Here is a 13,645-nt window from a genome sequence, read left to right as displayed (position 1 = left end):
GGATAAGATGGGATTCGGTACAGTCCTTGTCCTGATAGTGCTGATCTGCGCAATCGCCGGGACGATGTCCTCGCGCTACCGCGCCCAGGCCGGCATCGGGCAGGATTCGTCAGGCAATCAGTTCAGGCTCGGCCAGCAAAACGAAGCGCTGGAACGTGAAGTTGCGGAACTGCGCGAGCGGGTAAAGGTGCTCGAACGGATTGCCACCGACAGCCACACCGGATCGGGCCGCGATGCCCGAGCCATTGCCGCAGAGATCGAAAGCCTGCGCAGCCTTGAGGCTGCGCCGAAAGGAGATGCCTGATGCTGAGCCAGATCCTGAGCGACGATTTGCTGATCGCCTGCATCGCCTTGCTCGGCCTGGCGATCCTTTCCACCACCGCGCTGCGCGGCTGGCAGGGCTGGCTTGCGCTGAAAGGCAGGGAACTGGATGCCCGCCGCCCCCATGTCGAGATCGAAGGCCGGGCTGGCGAAGGCGCCGCCCGCATCGAACTGGCGGACCTGAAGGAACGCATCCGCAAGCTGGAAGCCATCGCATCGGGGGTGGACCTCTAGGACAGGATTGCTAGAGCCGCGCCCATGCGCAGCCTTGACGACATCCGCGAAGAATACGAATTCCTTGAGGGCGACGAACGCTATCGCCTGTTGATCGAACTCGGCCGCGAGCTGGAAGACATGCCCGATGCACTGAAAACCGATGCCACGCTGGTGCGCGGCTGTTCAGCCAAGGTCTGGGTCTATCCCACTCAGGCGGGCGAAGCATTGCACTTCCTGGCAGACAGCAACGCCGCGATCACCAAGGGCATTGTTGCGCTGGTGCTGAGCGCGGTGCAGGACAAGCCCGCATCGGAAGTGGCGGCGATGGACATCACGGCCGCGCTGGAACCGTTCGAGCTGAAAAAACAGCTCAGTTCCAACCGCACGCAGGGCGTGCCCAACATGATCGCACTGGTGAAAGAACACGCCGCCCGAATCGCTGCGGCGGGCTAACGACCTGGGCGGTGTGAGCAAATGCGGACCTGCATGAGCGTCTGATATCTGAGAGTACTGCCTGCGACCTAAATGACAGGAATGTTGTGGAGAACGGTCATTGAACATCAGGTGGAATAAAATATCACACGCCCAGCACGGATGATAATCTTCGCGCATGCATGTCGTAACAGTCACTCCGTTCGACCCGGGCTCAGATTCGGCAACGGTTGTCGTCAGTGACGGACGGCACAACTGCGAAGCCTTCTGTTATCCCTGTTCCTTTGAAGTGGGAGCGGAGATTACCGAGCCACTGCAACTTTTTGATTCGACCGTGTTTATGCTCACTTATCAAACGGTCCCTCAGCTTGAACATATCGGCCCACAGTATCAGCATCGAGGTGTGGCACTCGTAGTCGATAAGGAGCGAGGGCTTCTTGAGATCGGCGGCCTACGCCTTGAAGAGCCAGTCCCGTTGCCGGGAGGGATTGAGACAGGCAGCCTCGTCGAATTTGAATGCGCTCGCATCGATCTTCGGTGAGCGGAGGGTCCGCAATGCTGTCGTTTCCGGAAAGGCGACTTTCGGCAAGGTTGGGATGAATGGCTGACCATCTTAACCCGTCATCCTGAACTTGTTTCAGGATCCATTTCTCCGGATCGCACGGCGGTTCGTGCGGACGGATGGATGCTGAAACAAGTTCAGCATGACGATCGTGCAAACGTTTGCAATGTTGCCGTGTCCAGAATGACAGCTATTGGCGCCTAAGCCCCGGAAACGGCCAACTGAAAAGCGGCCGTTGAAGCTTAAGCTGGACTTTGCCTACGCCGCTTAAGCCCCCGCGCTGTCGCGCACCACGGCGACGCCCGCCTCGCGCTGGCGCTTCAGTTCGGCCTTCAGCTGTGCCGGATCGCGCGCCACCAGGAAGCCGAAGCTGACCCCACCTTCCTTGCCCACGGTCGCGTGGTGGAGGTTGTGGGCCTGCACCAGTCGCTTGAGATAGCCGCTGCGCGGAACATAGCGAAAATAGCGCTGATGAACGAGGCCATCATGTACCAGCGTGTAGATGATCCCGTAGACCAGCACGCCCAGCCCGATCCAGGTGCCAGGCCACCACGCATCTGCGCCCATCACCCAGGGGCTGCCCACGGCGAACATCGAAATGCTCAGCGCGGCGCCGACGATGGCGTAGAGATCGTTCTTCTCCAGCAGGTTTTCGTGCGGCTCGTGGTGGTCACGGTGCCAGCCCCAGCCCCAGCCATGCATGATATATTTATGGCTGCCCCAGGCCACGCCTTCCATGGCAGCGGCGGTAGCGATCACGATAAGCAGGGGAAGAAGCGCATCCATCGCGCTACCTTATAGTTCAATCCTTCGGCTGGAAAAAGAACCGGCGAATTTCTTCACCGATCCGCGCAGGCCGCAGCGTTTCAGCATCGATGCAGCACCAGCAGGACTGCACTTCGGCCAGCACTTCCTCCCCCCGCTCGATGATCGTGTGATAAAAGGCGCGGGCGCCATGCACCTGTTCCAGCACGGTGCGGGCAATCACCTCGTCATCGAGGAAAGCGGGTTTGCGATAGGTAATCTCGTGCTTCAGTGCGACCCAAAGGCGCGAGGCAGCGGTATCCGCCGGAGCCAGCTTCTTCCAGTGCGAGAGCACGGCATCCTGCACCCAGCTGAGATAGCGGGCGTTATTCACGTGGCCCATGAAGTCGATATCGCTGGGCAGGATCGTGATCGGGAACTTGTACGGAGCTGCTGACATAGGTGTAAGTTACATCTCCTTTAGGGACGTTTCAATGACTCCCACCGCCGCAGTGCAACAAAGACATTTTGTTACAATTCGCCGCAATGCTGCGACCGTCCGTATCTCTGGTATTCATCTAATTGGCCATATTTCTGAACACACGGAACAAGCCGTGAAGTTTTGAACTAGCGAAGGATGAAAGCCATGAACCGTCTCGCCAAGCTGATTGCCCCTGCCATCGCAGCCTCGCTGGTGCTGGGCGCCGCCGTCCCCGCCTCTGCTGCAAGCTGGCAGGGCCGCGACAGCTACCGCCAGGAAATCGCCCAGCTCGACCGCCAGATCGACCGGGCGCAGGAACGCCGCCTGATCTCGCAGCGCGAGGCCGACCGCCTCGAACGCAAGGTCGACCAGCTGCAGAATCTGCATGCGCGCTATGCCAAGAACGGTCTGACCCGGACTGAAGAGCGGATCCTCGACCAGCGGATCGACAGCGTGAAGCGCCAGATCGCCGCCGAAGTGGCCGACCGTGACCGCGCCCCTCAGGGCCGCCCCGGTGACCATCGCCGGTGACCATCAAGGCCCGGCTTGAGCCCGGCCAACTTTTCCTCCCTTGTCTTGCGGGGCCGGCGAGCCTAGGTCGCCCGCCATGGCCAGCCGACCCCGCACCCTTTACGAGAAGATCTGGGACGCTCACGAAGTTGAGCGCCGTGAAGACGGCACTAGCATCCTGTTCATCGACCGCCACCTCGTCCACGAGGTGACCAGCCCGCAGGCATTCGAGGCGCTTCGCCTCAGCGGCCGCAAGGTCCGCCGCCCGGAGCTGACACTGGCGGTCCCCGATCACAATCTGCCGACCACCGCCCGCGTTGACGCAGCGGGCAAGCGCATTCCCATCGCGGATGCCGAAAGCGCCCAGCAGCTCGCCGCGCTGGAAAAGAACGCGCCTGAATTCGGCGTGCGCTATATCGGGCCGACGGACATCAATCAGGGCATCGTGCATGTGGTGGGGCCGGAAACGGCCTTCTCCCTACCCGGCGCCACCATCGTCTGCGGCGACAGCCACACCTCCTGCCATGGCGGTATCGGCGCGCTGGCCTTCGGCATCGGCACCAGCGAGGTCGAGCATGTGCTGGCCACGCAGACGCTGCTGCTCAAGCAGTCGAAGACGATGGAAATCCGCGTCGAGGGCGAATTGCTGCCCGGCGTGACCGCCAAGGATCTGATCCTGCACATCATCGGCGTGATCGGCACGGCCGGCGGCACCGGCCATGTGATCGAATATCGCGGCAAGGCTTTCGAGGACATGTCAATCGAAAGCCGCCTGACGGTGTGCAACATGTCGATCGAAGGCGGTGCCCGCGCCGGCCTCGTCGCGCCTGACGAGAAGACCTTCGCCTATCTCAAGGGCCGCCAATATGCACCCAAGGGCGAAGACTGGGATCGTGCCGTGGCGTGGTGGGCCAGCCTGCGCACCGATGAAGGCGCGACCTTCGACAAAAGCGTGGTGATCGACGCAGCCGATGTGCAGCCCACCGTTACATGGGGCACCAGCCCGGAAGACACCGTCGCCATCGGCGGCGTGGTTCCGGCGCCGGAAAGCTTTGCCGATCCTTCCAAGCAGAAGGCCGCACAGGCCAGCCTTGACTATATGGGGCTGGAGCCGGGCCAGAAGATGACGGACATCGAAGTCCAGAACATCTTCATCGGTTCGTGCACCAACAGCCGGATCGAGGATCTGCGCGCCGCCGCCAAGGTTCTGAAGGGCCGCAAGAAGGCCGACAACGTCAAATGGGCTATTGTCGTGCCCGGCTCCGGCCTGGTGAAGCATCAGGCCGAGGAAGAGGGTCTGGACAAGATCTTCATCGAAGCGGGCCTGGAATGGCGCGAACCGGGCTGTTCGGCCTGCCTCGGCATGAACCCGGACAAGGTGCCCGCAGGCGAGCGCTGCGCCAGCACCAGCAACCGCAACTTCGTAGGCCGTCAGGGCCCCGGCGCGCGCACGCACCTCGTCAGCCCGGCAATGGCGGCCGCCGCCGCCGTCACCGGCCGCCTTACCGATGTGAGGGAGCTGGTGGATTGACCGCAAGCGCGGCCTACCCCATCTTTCTGCCATGACCGACAACACACCGAAGAGCGAGAAGTCGAAGAACCGGGCTGCCAAGTCCGATTCCGGCATGGGCGTGGGCACAAAGGCTGCCATTGCGGGCGCGGCAATCGGGATCGGTTCCGCCGCCGTCGCCGCCGCAGTGATGTTCGCCAACCGCCGCAAGCATAAGAACAAGCCCGAACAATTGCCGCCCATTCCCTCGGGCGAGCCTCCGGAGACCGATTGATGGAACCCGTGCGCCAGGTTGAAGGCCGCGCCTATCCTTTCGGGATGAAGAATGTCGATACCGACATCATCATTCCCGCCCACTGGCTGAAGACGATCAGCCGCGAGGGCCTCGGCCGCGGCGCTTTCGAAGCGCTGCGCAAGGACCCCGCCAATGTCTTCGACCGGGAAGACGTCAAAGGCGCACCGATCATTGTGGCGGGCGACAATTTCGGCTGCGGATCGAGCCGCGAACATGCCGCATGGGCCTTGCTGGACATGGGTGTGAAGGCCGTGATCGCCCCTAGCTTTTCCGACATCTTTTCCGGCAACGCCTTCAAGAACGGCATTCTTACCGTCGTCCTTCCGCAAGAAGCGATCGACCGGCTGATGGAAGTGGCCGAGACCGATCCGATCTCGATCGACCTCGAGCATCAGACGGTGACGACCCCGTTCCAGGACCGTTTCAATTTCGAGATCGACCCGTTCCGCAAGCATTGCCTGCTGGAAGGGCTGGACGAAGTGGGCATGACTCTGGCCCGCAGCGACACGATTTCGGCCTATGAGGCGCGTCAGGCAAAAGACATGCCCTGGTTCGCCAAGGGAACCGGCCTTGCGGCGTAAGCACGCCGCGCGTTATCTGATTTCAGCTTTGTTTCGAGGGATTCTCTAGATGACCGATTTCCAGGACCGCGAGCGCGCTGAAGAGCGCAAATATGCAATGGACGAGGAAACCGCTTTCCGCGTGGCCGCGCGCAGCAACAAGCTGCTGGGCCTGTGGGCTGCGGCCAAGATGGGGCTGACCCCGGAAGAGACCGAAGCCTATGCCAAGTCGGTCGTGCAGGCCGATTTCGAAGAAGCCGGCCATGAGGACGTGATCCGCAAGGTTCTGGGCGATCTGGTTGGCGCCGGCATCGACATCGACGAGGCAGGCGTGCGCGCCGCGCTCGATGAGAAGACCGTCGAAGCCCGCCGCCAGCTGATGGGCGAAGTCTGACCTATGGCGATGGCGGCTGACGATATTGCGGCGCTGATCAGGGCCGCCCTGCCCGATGCGTCGGTGGAAATCACCGACCTTGCTGGCGATGGCGATCATTATTCGGCACGTGTGGTTTCGTCCGCCTTCACGGGCAAAAGCCGCGTGCAGCAGCACAAGCTGGTCTACGAGGCATTGGGCGGTCGCATGGGCGGCGCGCTCCATGCCTTGCAACTGACCACCGCCGTTCCCAACTGACGGTCAGAACCAAACGAATTTTCCGGGATTACACCCATGTCCGATACCAATGCCCGCATTTCCGACATCGTGAATTCGAACGACGTCGTCCTGTTCATGAAGGGCACTCCGCTCTTCCCGCAATGTGGCTTTTCCAGCCGCGCGGTGGCGATCCTCGACCATCTCGGCGTGGCCTATGGCAGTGTGGACGTGCTGCAGGACATGGAAATTCGCCAGGGCATCAAGAGCTTTTCCGACTGGCCGACCATCCCCCAGCTCTACGTGAAGGGCGAATTCGTCGGCGGCAGCGACATCATGATGGAAATGTTCGAAGCTGGCGAACTGCAGCAGCTGATGCAGGACGCACAGGTCGCCAAGGCCGAATAATTCGAAGCTCCCCGGGCCTTGTGGTCCGGGGTTTTCTTCATTTCAGGCGCAATTGATGCATAAAGTCGCCGTGGGCTGGGCCTTCAGGCGCATTTCGTTGATCTCTCCGCCACAATTGGCGCAAGTGCCGTAAGTGCCATCTTCGATCCGCTGCAACGCCGCGCGGGTTGCCATGATCTCATTGCGCAGCACGGTATCCACACCCGCCAGTGCCTCGTCATCGGCCAGATCGATTGCCTGCTCTTCCGAATCCGCGTCCAGCGGGTGACGCAGGTCGTCCTCGATCTCTTCGGCACGCGCGGTAAGCTCGACAAGCCGCGCCTTGAGCGCCGTTTCCACTTCACTGTAATCGCTCATCCGTCCTGCTCCGATGTTGCTGCCTTCTCCAAGGCTGTCTGCCCGGCATTTCGGCCTGCGACATTGCGCCCAATCAAAAGCCAGCGTCAAGATTCCGACACGCATTTCGGCCATTCCGCCGAATTGTGTCGGCCTGCCTTACAGGCCCGAATTCCGTTAACCTGGTGCAAACCATCGTGATGGGCAAGAAAGCGAAACAGCTCAAAACTGGCACGGTGGTTGCAATATCAGGGACGTACCTGTTCTCCTGGTACTCCTAGTCTTCGAATAGAGGCGGGACCGTCCCTGTCCCCCAAACCTGGTCTCCCGGTCCCGCCTCTTGCTCGAAGGTTTCCCCGACCTGCTCCAGCCATCTCAGGCCCACTGAAATACGAGGCGCATGGCACTGCGCGGCCAGCGATCCCAATCCTTTCAGATGTAACCTGTGCCTGTTTGGAACGCCGTTTAATCAAACGCATAAATCTTCACGGAATGGGTTAAGGGCCGAGTCCCCCCGTTGAAATTGCACAGAGAATCCCCGTGTCCACCAGATCCAGACTGTTCCTCCTCGCCGGCGCTGCGGCGTTTGCCGTGTCCATTCCCGCCTTCGCATCCACGCCCACCGGCACGGACATCCTGAGCGAATGGAACCTTGTGGTGCTGGGCGATCTCGTCTCTTCCTCCGAAGTGGAAGGGCGCACTTTCGTGGGCGGCGATCTTTCCGGCAATTCCTCGAATTACAATATCTCGACCATTCCTGCCTCGACCAACGGCACGCCCGGCCTGACCGTGGTTGGTGACGTCAATGGCGGAACGAAGAACCTCAACAACGGCTCCGGCGCGATCGTTGGCGGCAACGTCAACAGCGGGTTCAATCTCAATGGCGCGACCCAGACGGTTCAGGTCGGCGGCACGATCAGCAACACGAATGTCAATCAGAACACCGTGACTTCGGGCCTTTCAGCATCCGACCCGGCATTCACCCAGAACCTGCAACAGGACAAGAGCCTGATCGCCACCAGCGTGACCAACCTCTCCTACGATCTGAGCACGCTTTCTCCGAACAGCGATTTCTCGATCCAGGGGAACAAGGGCGTGTTCACTGCCCAGCCCGATGCGGACGGCGTGGCCGTGTTCAATATCAGCTCAGCCGATCTCGACGCCATCGGCGAGATCCAGTTCGACCTTAACGGCGCACAAACCGCCATCGTGAACGTCAGCGGCACGAACATCACGCTGAATGACAACTTTCTCGGCGGAACGAACAATCTGGGCGAAAACGTCATCTGGAACTTCCCGGACGCCGAGAACCTCACCCTGACCACTGCCTTCGGCGGCTCGGTGCTGGCGCCCAAGGCGGATGCCCACACCTATAATTACATTCAGGGCTCGGCCGTCTTCGGCAGCCTCACCCAGGATGGCGAGATGCATGTGGGCACTTATAATGGCGGCTATCAATACGAACCGCCTTCATCGAGCAGTTCCGGCGGATCGTCGTCGGGCGGATCTTCCTCCGGCGGCACCGAAGTGCCGGAACCGGGAATGCTGGCCCTCTTCGCGGCAGGCCTCGCCGCACTGTTCTTTTGGCGCAGGCGGCGGGTGAAGGCAGCCTGAGGCTGCATCGGCAGGACAGGACCGGCCGCCACCTGATTCAACGCAACAAAAAGGGGCACCTCCACGGCGGAGGTGCCCCCTTTTTGGCGCGCCCGGCAGGACTCGAACCTGCAACTCCAAGCTTAGAAGGCTCGTGCTCTATCCAGTTGAACTACGGGCGCGTGGTGGTGCCCATAGAACATGGCGCCCCCCGGTGGGAACGCCTTTTTGGGTATCTATGCCCGGCGGTGTTTTCAGGTTAGCAATGCTGCATGAGCGAACACACCAGACGCATCGAAGGCCAAGCGGGCGGGCGCAGGCATTTCCGCTATCTCGACTATCTGATGGCCGCCTTCGTCGCCATCCTGCTGCTGTCGAACCTGATCGGCGCGTCCAAGCCCAGCTATGTCACTTTGCCGGGCGGCATGGAATGGTCGTTTGGCGCAGGAGTGCTGTTCTTCCCCGTGAGTTACATCATTGGCGACGTGCTGACCGAAGTTTACGGCTATGCCAATGCCAGGCGCGTAATCTGGACCGGCTTTGCCGCGCTCATTTTCATGGCCTTCATGGCGGCAGTGGTGGTCGCCCTGCCCCCGGCCGATGGCTGGCCGGGCCAGGAAGCCTATGAATTCGTGTTCGGCAACAGCTGGCGGATCGTTGCCGCCTCAATGTTCGCATTTTGGGCGGGCGAATTCGCCAACAGCTTCGTGCTGGCCAAGCTCAAACTGATCACCGGCGGCCGGTTCCTGTGGGTGCGCACCATTGGCTCCACTGTGGTCGGACAAGGGCTGGACAGCCTGATCTTCTATCCGCTGGCCTTTTACGGTCTGGCCGGCTGGCCGCCCGAACAGCTGATACAGGTCGTGCTGTCTCAATGGCTGATCAAGACCGCGTGGGAGGCTGCCCTTACGCCCGTGACCTATGCGGTGGTGGGCTTCCTCAAGCGGCGCGAAGGTGTGGATGTTTATGACAGCGACACCGACTTTTCGCCCTTCGCGAAGAATTCCTGATGCTGTGGGGGGCACGCATGCCCCCCGTCAGTCTGCAATGATCCCGATTGCGAGATAAATCAGCACCGGCGCGCCAAAGCCCAGCAGGGTTGCGGCGGCGAAGCCGATACGCACCAGCGTGGCGTCGATCCCCGCATAATTGCCGATCCCGCCGCAGACGCCCATCAGCTTGGCATTCGCCCGATCAAGATGGAACGCCTTCACGGACGATCCACCGCTCTTGCTGTCGAGCATGCTCACGCCACGATCCCCGGAATGAACGCACCCTGCGGTACGAAGCTGGCAGCGATCAGGAAGACCGAAAGCGCGAAGGCCGATACGCCCGCGGCGATCCGGCTGGAAGTAGAAGTCATGTTCTGCATTTCAAAATTCCCTCAATCAATCCGGCGGCCCATCCCGCCGATGCGCCAGTGATTGCAGGAGGCGTGCCAATTTGAGGAAATGGTGGATTTCCAAGGCTTTCGCGCGATCCGGCAGGCTTGGCCGCGCTCGCAACCCCAACCCAAACACCATGAGTTGGGAAATTTCACCAACTTTCAGGATCGAGAAATCCGACAGGCTCATTTTCCATTGGCCTGCCTGCCATTGCCGGTCTATCGCCGCTGCCGATGGCGCTCGACCGCATCACACTTGCCGCCTTTCGCAACCACCGGGCCAGCACAATCGACGGCACCGGGCACTTCAACCTGCTCGTGGGCGAGAACGGCGCAGGCAAGACGAATGTGCTGGAGGCGATCTCCCTTTTCGCGCCCGGCCGTGGCCTGCGGCGGGCGGCCCTTTCGGACATGGCAGCAAGCGGCGGACCGGGCGGCTTTACCGTCAGCGCGCGGCTGACTCAGCCCGGCGATGCGGAGGCAGTGACGTTGGGCACCGGCACCGAGGCTGGTCAGCCGGGCCGCCGCCTTGTCCAGATCAACAGCGCCCCGGCCAGCGCGGTGAGCCTTGGCGAATGGCTGGCGATGACCTGGCTCACCCCTGCAATGGACCGGCTGTTCGCCGACAGCGCTGGCGCAAGGCGGCGCTATATGGACCGGCTCGCACTCGCGCTCAATCCCGGCCATGCGCGCCTTGCCGCACGGCACGAGGCCGCCCTGCGAGAGCGTAACCGGCTGCTGTCCGGCCCACACGATCCCGATCCGCGCTGGCTGGACGCTGTGGAGGCACAGCTTGCTGATGCCGGGGCCGCGCTCGCTCGTGGGCGGGCCACCCTGGTCGCAAGGCTTGGCGCCGAGCTCGCTCTGCTGCCCGAAGAGCCGTTCGCCCGCCCGGTACTGGCCTATGTTCCCGGCGGCCCGCTGGATGCAGCCGCGCTGGCCGAAGCGCTTGCCGCGGGCCGCCGCCGGGACCGCGCCGCCCAGCGCACCCTCACCGGCCCGCAACGCGACGAGCTGGAAGTTACCATGGCTGGCAAGGGCCAACCCGCCGCGCTGTGCTCCACCGGGGAACAAAAGGCGATGCTGATTGCCATCACGCTTGCCCATGCCGGACTTGCCGCCGGGGAGCGGCCAAGCCTGCTGTTGCTGGACGAAGTGGCCGCCCATCTTGACCCCGTGCGCCGCGCCGCCCTGTTCGAGCGGCTGCGCGCCGGCAAGGCGCAGGTCTGGCTGACCGGTACCGAACTGACGCCCTTTGCCGAAATCCGCGTGGAGGCCGCGCGCTGGCGCGTCGCAGCCGGCGGTGTAGAGCGGATCTAGGCAGCCAAGGGCACGACGCGGCGATAAAGGTGCCAGGTCGCATGGCCCAGCACCGGCAACACGATCAACATCCCCAAGAACATCGGCAGCATCGAAACGAACAGCGCAACCGACATCAGCACGGCCCATACCACCAGCACGAAGCCATTGGCACGCATAGCGGCTAGGCTGACGATGATCGCGGTGAGGAAGTCCACTTCCCGGTCAACCAGCATCGGCAGGCTCATCACCGTGATCGAATAGAAGGCAAGCGCCATCAGCGCCCCAACCGCACCGCCCACCACCAGCATCATCATGCCTGCGCCGGTGCGGAATATCTCCAGCGATTCAGAACCGAGGCCCGATTCCGCAAGGAAGATCGCGAAGATGCCATGGGCAAGGATGATCCAGAAGGTGAAGCCGACAAAGACGAAGCCACCCATCATCAACACCTGCTCGTCACCCCGACCACGCAGGGCACCCAGCACCGCACCCCAGCTCATCGGCAGGCCCGCCTCCCGCCTGCGGCTCACTTCATAAAGGCCCACGGCGATGAAAGGCGCCAGCAGCGGGAAGCCCGCGGACGCCGGAACCAGCCAGCCGATCTGCCCCCATGAAAACAGCGCGAAATAAAGAAACAGCCCCGCCGCAACATAGATCGCCGAAAAAAACAGCCCGAAGGCCGGGCAGGCGGCGAAGTCCCGCCACCCCGCAGCCAGAGCCGCCGCAAGATCCCCCATCCGAAGATCGCCCGCGACTTTCACCGGCACGATCTGAACCTGTTCGCCCATCCTCTTTACGCCCCCTGTCGACGGAAGTCTGGCGCGATGGTGCCTTACCCGCGATGGCAGGGCAAGCTCGGCCGCGATCCGCCGGTCGTGACGGTTGCGACAGACAGAATGCGCTGCCATAGGCGCCCGCCCTGCCCCCAGAGTGAGTCCTCCCGCCATGCCGAACTCCGCTCCAGCCAAGCGCACAACGGCCAGTGCAGTCGGGATCGACTTCGGTACCACCAATTCCGTCATCGCCTGCGCCGGGCAGGACGGGCAGGCCAGCCTCGTGGAGTTTGCCGCGCCCAACGGGCCCGGGTCGGTATTCCGATCCGCCCTGTGCTTCTGGGAGGAAGAGGGCATTCGCGGCGCTCTGGGCCATGAGGCGGGGCCGTGGGCCATCGCAGAATTCCTCGATTTTCCGCAGGGCAGCCGGTTTATCCAGTCCTTCAAATCCATGGCGGCCAACCCCTTGTTCGAACACGCCAGTCTGTTCGAAAAACGCCTGCGTTTCGAGGAGCTGGGACAGATCTTCCTCACCCACCTGTTGGCCCATGGGGGCATTGCTTTGGCGGACCTGCCCGATTGCATCGTGATCGGGCGCCCCGTGCGCTATGTCGGCAACCGCCCGGACACGGCCCTTGCGCGCACCCGGTACGATGCGATGTTCGCCATGCTGGGCCGCTCGGTCCACTATGTCTACGAACCGCTGGGGGCCGCCTATGGCTTTGCATCCGGCCTGTCTGATCCGGCAACCCTGCTGGTGGCGGATTTCGGCGGCGGCACCAGCGACTTTTCGATCGTTCGGGTCGAAGCCCCCGGCTCGCCCCGGCGTTGCACGCCGCTTGGCTCGGCAGGTATCGGCATAGCGGGCGACAGGTTCGATTACCGGATCATGGATCGCCTGGTTCTGCCTCGGCTGGGCAAAGGCGGCACTTACCGTTCCTTCGACAAGGCAGTGGAGATTCCCGCCGGATATTTCACCGATTTCGGCGACTGGTCACGCCTCGCCCTGATGCGCAACCGCAAGACCATGGCCGAACTCGCCCGATTGAAGCTCAATGCCACCGATCCTGCCGCAATCGGGCGCATGATCGCCGTGATCGAGAACGAACTGGGATATGCCCTTTACGACACCGTGGGACACCTCAAGCGCGCGCTTTCCAGCCAGACCCACGGGCATTTCCACTTCGAAGGCCCCGGCCTGACCATCGACGCAGAAGTGAGCCGCGCGGATTTCGAAAGCTGGATCGAACCAGACTTGCACCGGATCGGCGAGACGGTGGACCAAGCGCTTGCCAACGCCGGGCTGGCTGCGGAACAGATCGACCATGTTTTCCTGACGGGCGGCTCCTCCCTCATCCCCGCCGTGCGCCGCCTGTTCGAAACGCGCTTTCTCATCCCCGCCGTGCGCCGCCTGTTCGAAACGCGCTTTGGCGAAGAACGGATCGCCACCGGCAACGAACTGACCTCCATCGCACACGGCCTTGCCCTGATGGCACAGGATCCGGACCTGTCTGACTGGGTGGCGCCGGACGGCGAGTGATCGCCGCGAAGCAGGCACTGCCGCAGCCCGCATTCAGCCAAAACTATGGCGCCATTCCGCGAGACTATGACGCACTCCGGGAAACTACT

The 13,645-nt window shown here is 62.3% G+C and carries 21 protein-coding genes and 1 tRNA gene; 14 read left to right on the top strand and 8 right to left on the bottom strand.

The window, feature by feature from the left end; translation table 11 throughout:
* Positions 1-7 precede the first annotated feature (7 nt).
* From SZ64_RS17545 to SZ64_RS17535, 3 genes are read left to right on the top strand one after another with little or no spacing between them, the layout of a single operon-like run.
* A complete protein-coding gene (locus SZ64_RS17545) occupies positions 8-304 on the top strand; it encodes a hypothetical protein (protein ID WP_054531986.1) in 297 nt (98 codons plus the stop codon).
* Positions 304-555, top strand: coding sequence for a hypothetical protein (locus SZ64_RS17540; RefSeq protein WP_054531985.1), 252 nt, complete (start codon positions 304-306; stop codon positions 553-555). Before SZ64_RS17545 ends, SZ64_RS17540 begins: the two co-directional genes overlap by 1 nt.
* Before the next feature lie 24 nt (positions 556-579).
* The gene (locus SZ64_RS17535; protein WP_054531984.1) at positions 580-990 is read left to right on the top strand and encodes a SufE family protein; all 411 of its coding nucleotides are present in this window, start codon (positions 580-582) and stop codon (positions 988-990) included.
* Positions 991-1,798: 808 nt separating this feature from the next.
* On the opposite strand, the gene SZ64_RS17530 is transcribed toward SZ64_RS17535, so the two are convergent.
* Positions 1,799-2,317, bottom strand: coding sequence for a sterol desaturase family protein (locus SZ64_RS17530; protein WP_054531983.1), 519 nt, complete (start codon positions 2,315-2,317; stop codon positions 1,799-1,801).
* A gap of 16 nt (positions 2,318-2,333) precedes the next feature.
* The gene (locus tag SZ64_RS17525; protein WP_054531982.1) at positions 2,334-2,735 is read right to left on the bottom strand and encodes a thioesterase family protein; all 402 of its coding nucleotides are present in this window, start codon (positions 2,733-2,735) and stop codon (positions 2,334-2,336) included.
* A 186-nt stretch (positions 2,736-2,921) separates the two neighbouring features.
* Here SZ64_RS17525 and SZ64_RS17520 point away from each other — a divergent pair, with 186 nt between their 5' ends.
* The 7 genes from SZ64_RS17520 (at position 2,922) to grxD (ending at position 6,628) form a co-directional block, all read left to right on the top strand.
* Positions 2,922-3,287, top strand: a complete 366-nt coding sequence (locus SZ64_RS17520; RefSeq protein WP_054531981.1) for a hypothetical protein — start codon at positions 2,922-2,924, stop codon at positions 3,285-3,287.
* A 76-nt stretch (positions 3,288-3,363) separates the two neighbouring features.
* Positions 3,364-4,797 carry a 3-isopropylmalate dehydratase large subunit gene (leuC, locus tag SZ64_RS17515; RefSeq protein WP_054531980.1) on the top strand — a complete coding sequence of 478 codons (1,434 nt, stop codon included), beginning with the start codon at positions 3,364-3,366 and terminating at the stop codon, positions 4,795-4,797.
* A gap of 31 nt (positions 4,798-4,828) precedes the next feature.
* Positions 4,829-5,050, top strand: coding sequence for an isopropylmalate isomerase (locus SZ64_RS17510; RefSeq protein ID WP_347230273.1), 222 nt, complete (start codon positions 4,829-4,831; stop codon positions 5,048-5,050).
* Positions 5,050-5,652 (top strand): 3-isopropylmalate dehydratase small subunit, encoded by a 603-nt coding sequence (leuD, locus tag SZ64_RS17505; protein ID WP_054531979.1) that lies wholly within the window; start codon positions 5,050-5,052, stop codon positions 5,650-5,652. Before SZ64_RS17510 ends, leuD begins: the two co-directional genes overlap by 1 nt.
* A gap of 49 nt (positions 5,653-5,701) precedes the next feature.
* Positions 5,702-6,025 carry a DUF1476 domain-containing protein gene (locus SZ64_RS17500; RefSeq protein WP_054531978.1) on the top strand — a complete coding sequence of 108 codons (324 nt, stop codon included), beginning with the start codon at positions 5,702-5,704 and terminating at the stop codon, positions 6,023-6,025.
* Positions 6,026-6,028: 3 nt separating this feature from the next.
* Positions 6,029-6,262: a BolA family transcriptional regulator gene (locus SZ64_RS17495; protein WP_054531977.1), complete on the top strand. Its 234-nt coding sequence runs from the start codon at positions 6,029-6,031 to the stop codon at positions 6,260-6,262.
* Between the two features lie 36 nt (positions 6,263-6,298).
* Positions 6,299-6,628: a Grx4 family monothiol glutaredoxin gene (grxD, locus tag SZ64_RS17490; protein WP_054531976.1), complete on the top strand. Its 330-nt coding sequence runs from the start codon at positions 6,299-6,301 to the stop codon at positions 6,626-6,628.
* Between the two features lie 42 nt (positions 6,629-6,670).
* Here grxD and SZ64_RS17485 read toward each other — a convergent pair whose 3' ends face one another.
* Positions 6,671-6,985, bottom strand: coding sequence for a TraR/DksA C4-type zinc finger protein (locus SZ64_RS17485; protein ID WP_054531975.1), 315 nt, complete (start codon positions 6,983-6,985; stop codon positions 6,671-6,673).
* 519 nt (positions 6,986-7,504) lie between these two features.
* Between SZ64_RS17485 and SZ64_RS17480 the strand changes: the two genes are divergently transcribed.
* Complete coding sequence (locus SZ64_RS17480) at positions 7,505-8,578, top strand: choice-of-anchor A family protein (protein ID WP_241773079.1); 1,074 nt, start codon at positions 7,505-7,507, stop codon at positions 8,576-8,578.
* A gap of 84 nt (positions 8,579-8,662) precedes the next feature.
* On the opposite strand, the gene SZ64_RS17475 is transcribed toward SZ64_RS17480, so the two are convergent.
* Positions 8,663-8,739: transfer RNA gene (locus SZ64_RS17475), tRNA-Arg, on the bottom strand.
* A 90-nt stretch (positions 8,740-8,829) separates the two neighbouring features.
* On the opposite strand from SZ64_RS17475, the gene SZ64_RS17470 reads away from it, so the two are divergent.
* Positions 8,830-9,567 carry a queuosine precursor transporter gene (locus tag SZ64_RS17470; RefSeq protein WP_054531974.1) on the top strand — a complete coding sequence of 246 codons (738 nt, stop codon included), beginning with the start codon at positions 8,830-8,832 and terminating at the stop codon, positions 9,565-9,567.
* A 27-nt stretch (positions 9,568-9,594) separates the two neighbouring features.
* Here SZ64_RS17470 and SZ64_RS17465 read toward each other — a convergent pair whose 3' ends face one another.
* From SZ64_RS17465 to SZ64_RS17460, 3 genes are read right to left on the bottom strand one after another with little or no spacing between them, the layout of a single operon-like run.
* Positions 9,595-9,801: a PspC domain-containing protein gene (locus tag SZ64_RS17465; RefSeq protein WP_054531973.1), complete on the bottom strand. Its 207-nt coding sequence runs from the start codon at positions 9,799-9,801 to the stop codon at positions 9,595-9,597.
* A gap of 2 nt (positions 9,802-9,803) precedes the next feature.
* The gene (locus tag SZ64_RS19055; RefSeq protein ID WP_277813745.1) at positions 9,804-9,929 is read right to left on the bottom strand and encodes a hypothetical protein; all 126 of its coding nucleotides are present in this window, start codon (positions 9,927-9,929) and stop codon (positions 9,804-9,806) included.
* Between the two features lie 16 nt (positions 9,930-9,945).
* Positions 9,946-10,131 carry a hypothetical protein gene (locus SZ64_RS17460; RefSeq protein ID WP_054531972.1) on the bottom strand — a complete coding sequence of 62 codons (186 nt, stop codon included), beginning with the start codon at positions 10,129-10,131 and terminating at the stop codon, positions 9,946-9,948.
* A 44-nt stretch (positions 10,132-10,175) separates the two neighbouring features.
* On the opposite strand from SZ64_RS17460, the gene recF reads away from it, so the two are divergent.
* Entirely contained in the window at positions 10,176-11,261 is a 1,086-nt protein-coding gene (recF, locus tag SZ64_RS17455) for a DNA replication/repair protein RecF (protein ID WP_054531971.1), read from the top strand.
* On the opposite strand, the gene SZ64_RS17450 is transcribed toward recF, so the two are convergent.
* Positions 11,258-12,031 carry a DUF2189 domain-containing protein gene (locus SZ64_RS17450; protein ID WP_054531970.1) on the bottom strand — a complete coding sequence of 258 codons (774 nt, stop codon included), beginning with the start codon at positions 12,029-12,031 and terminating at the stop codon, positions 11,258-11,260. The two genes, recF and SZ64_RS17450, sit on opposite strands and share 4 nt — an antisense overlap.
* A gap of 157 nt (positions 12,032-12,188) precedes the next feature.
* On the opposite strand from SZ64_RS17450, the gene SZ64_RS17445 reads away from it, so the two are divergent.
* Positions 12,189-13,556, top strand: a complete 1,368-nt coding sequence (locus SZ64_RS17445; RefSeq protein WP_054531969.1) for an Hsp70 family protein — start codon at positions 12,189-12,191, stop codon at positions 13,554-13,556.
* Positions 13,557-13,645: the final 89 nt, after the last annotated feature.

The organism is Erythrobacter sp. SG61-1L, assembly GCF_001305965.1.
Lineage (GTDB): Bacteria > Pseudomonadota > Alphaproteobacteria > Sphingomonadales > Sphingomonadaceae > Andeanibacterium.
This window is presented reverse-complemented; position numbering and strand designations above follow the sequence as displayed.

Excerpts from the sequence above, each read along its gene's own strand:
- SZ64_RS17545 (WP_054531986.1), top strand. The coding sequence starts at position 8 with ATGGGATTCGGTACAGTCCTTGTCCTGATAGTGCTGATCTGCGCAATC.
- SZ64_RS17540 (WP_054531985.1), top strand. The coding sequence starts at position 304 with ATGCTGAGCCAGATCCTGAGCGACGATTTGCTGATCGCCTGCATCGCC.
- SZ64_RS17535 (WP_054531984.1), top strand. The coding sequence starts at position 580 with ATGCGCAGCCTTGACGACATCCGCGAAGAATACGAATTCCTTGAGGGC.
- SZ64_RS17530 (WP_054531983.1), bottom strand. The coding sequence starts at position 2,317 with ATGGATGCGCTTCTTCCCCTGCTTATCGTGATCGCTACCGCCGCTGCC.
- SZ64_RS17525 (WP_054531982.1), bottom strand. The coding sequence starts at position 2,735 with ATGTCAGCAGCTCCGTACAAGTTCCCGATCACGATCCTGCCCAGCGAT.
- SZ64_RS17520 (WP_054531981.1), top strand. The coding sequence starts at position 2,922 with ATGAACCGTCTCGCCAAGCTGATTGCCCCTGCCATCGCAGCCTCGCTG.
- leuC (WP_054531980.1), top strand. The coding sequence starts at position 3,364 with ATGGCCAGCCGACCCCGCACCCTTTACGAGAAGATCTGGGACGCTCAC.
- SZ64_RS17510 (WP_347230273.1), top strand. The coding sequence starts at position 4,829 with ATGACCGACAACACACCGAAGAGCGAGAAGTCGAAGAACCGGGCTGCC.
- leuD (WP_054531979.1), top strand. The coding sequence starts at position 5,050 with ATGGAACCCGTGCGCCAGGTTGAAGGCCGCGCCTATCCTTTCGGGATG.
- SZ64_RS17500 (WP_054531978.1), top strand. The coding sequence starts at position 5,702 with ATGACCGATTTCCAGGACCGCGAGCGCGCTGAAGAGCGCAAATATGCA.
- SZ64_RS17495 (WP_054531977.1), top strand. The coding sequence starts at position 6,029 with ATGGCGATGGCGGCTGACGATATTGCGGCGCTGATCAGGGCCGCCCTG.
- grxD (WP_054531976.1), top strand. The coding sequence starts at position 6,299 with ATGTCCGATACCAATGCCCGCATTTCCGACATCGTGAATTCGAACGAC.
- SZ64_RS17485 (WP_054531975.1), bottom strand. The coding sequence starts at position 6,985 with ATGAGCGATTACAGTGAAGTGGAAACGGCGCTCAAGGCGCGGCTTGTC.
- SZ64_RS17470 (WP_054531974.1), top strand. The coding sequence starts at position 8,830 with ATGAGCGAACACACCAGACGCATCGAAGGCCAAGCGGGCGGGCGCAGG.
- SZ64_RS17465 (WP_054531973.1), bottom strand. The coding sequence starts at position 9,801 with ATGCTCGACAGCAAGAGCGGTGGATCGTCCGTGAAGGCGTTCCATCTT.
- SZ64_RS19055 (WP_277813745.1), bottom strand. The coding sequence starts at position 9,929 with ATGCAGAACATGACTTCTACTTCCAGCCGGATCGCCGCGGGCGTATCG.
- SZ64_RS17460 (WP_054531972.1), bottom strand. The coding sequence starts at position 10,131 with ATGAGCCTGTCGGATTTCTCGATCCTGAAAGTTGGTGAAATTTCCCAA.
- recF (WP_054531971.1), top strand. The coding sequence starts at position 10,176 with ATGGCGCTCGACCGCATCACACTTGCCGCCTTTCGCAACCACCGGGCC.
- SZ64_RS17450 (WP_054531970.1), bottom strand. The coding sequence starts at position 12,031 with ATGGGCGAACAGGTTCAGATCGTGCCGGTGAAAGTCGCGGGCGATCTT.
- SZ64_RS17445 (WP_054531969.1), top strand. The coding sequence starts at position 12,189 with ATGCCGAACTCCGCTCCAGCCAAGCGCACAACGGCCAGTGCAGTCGGG.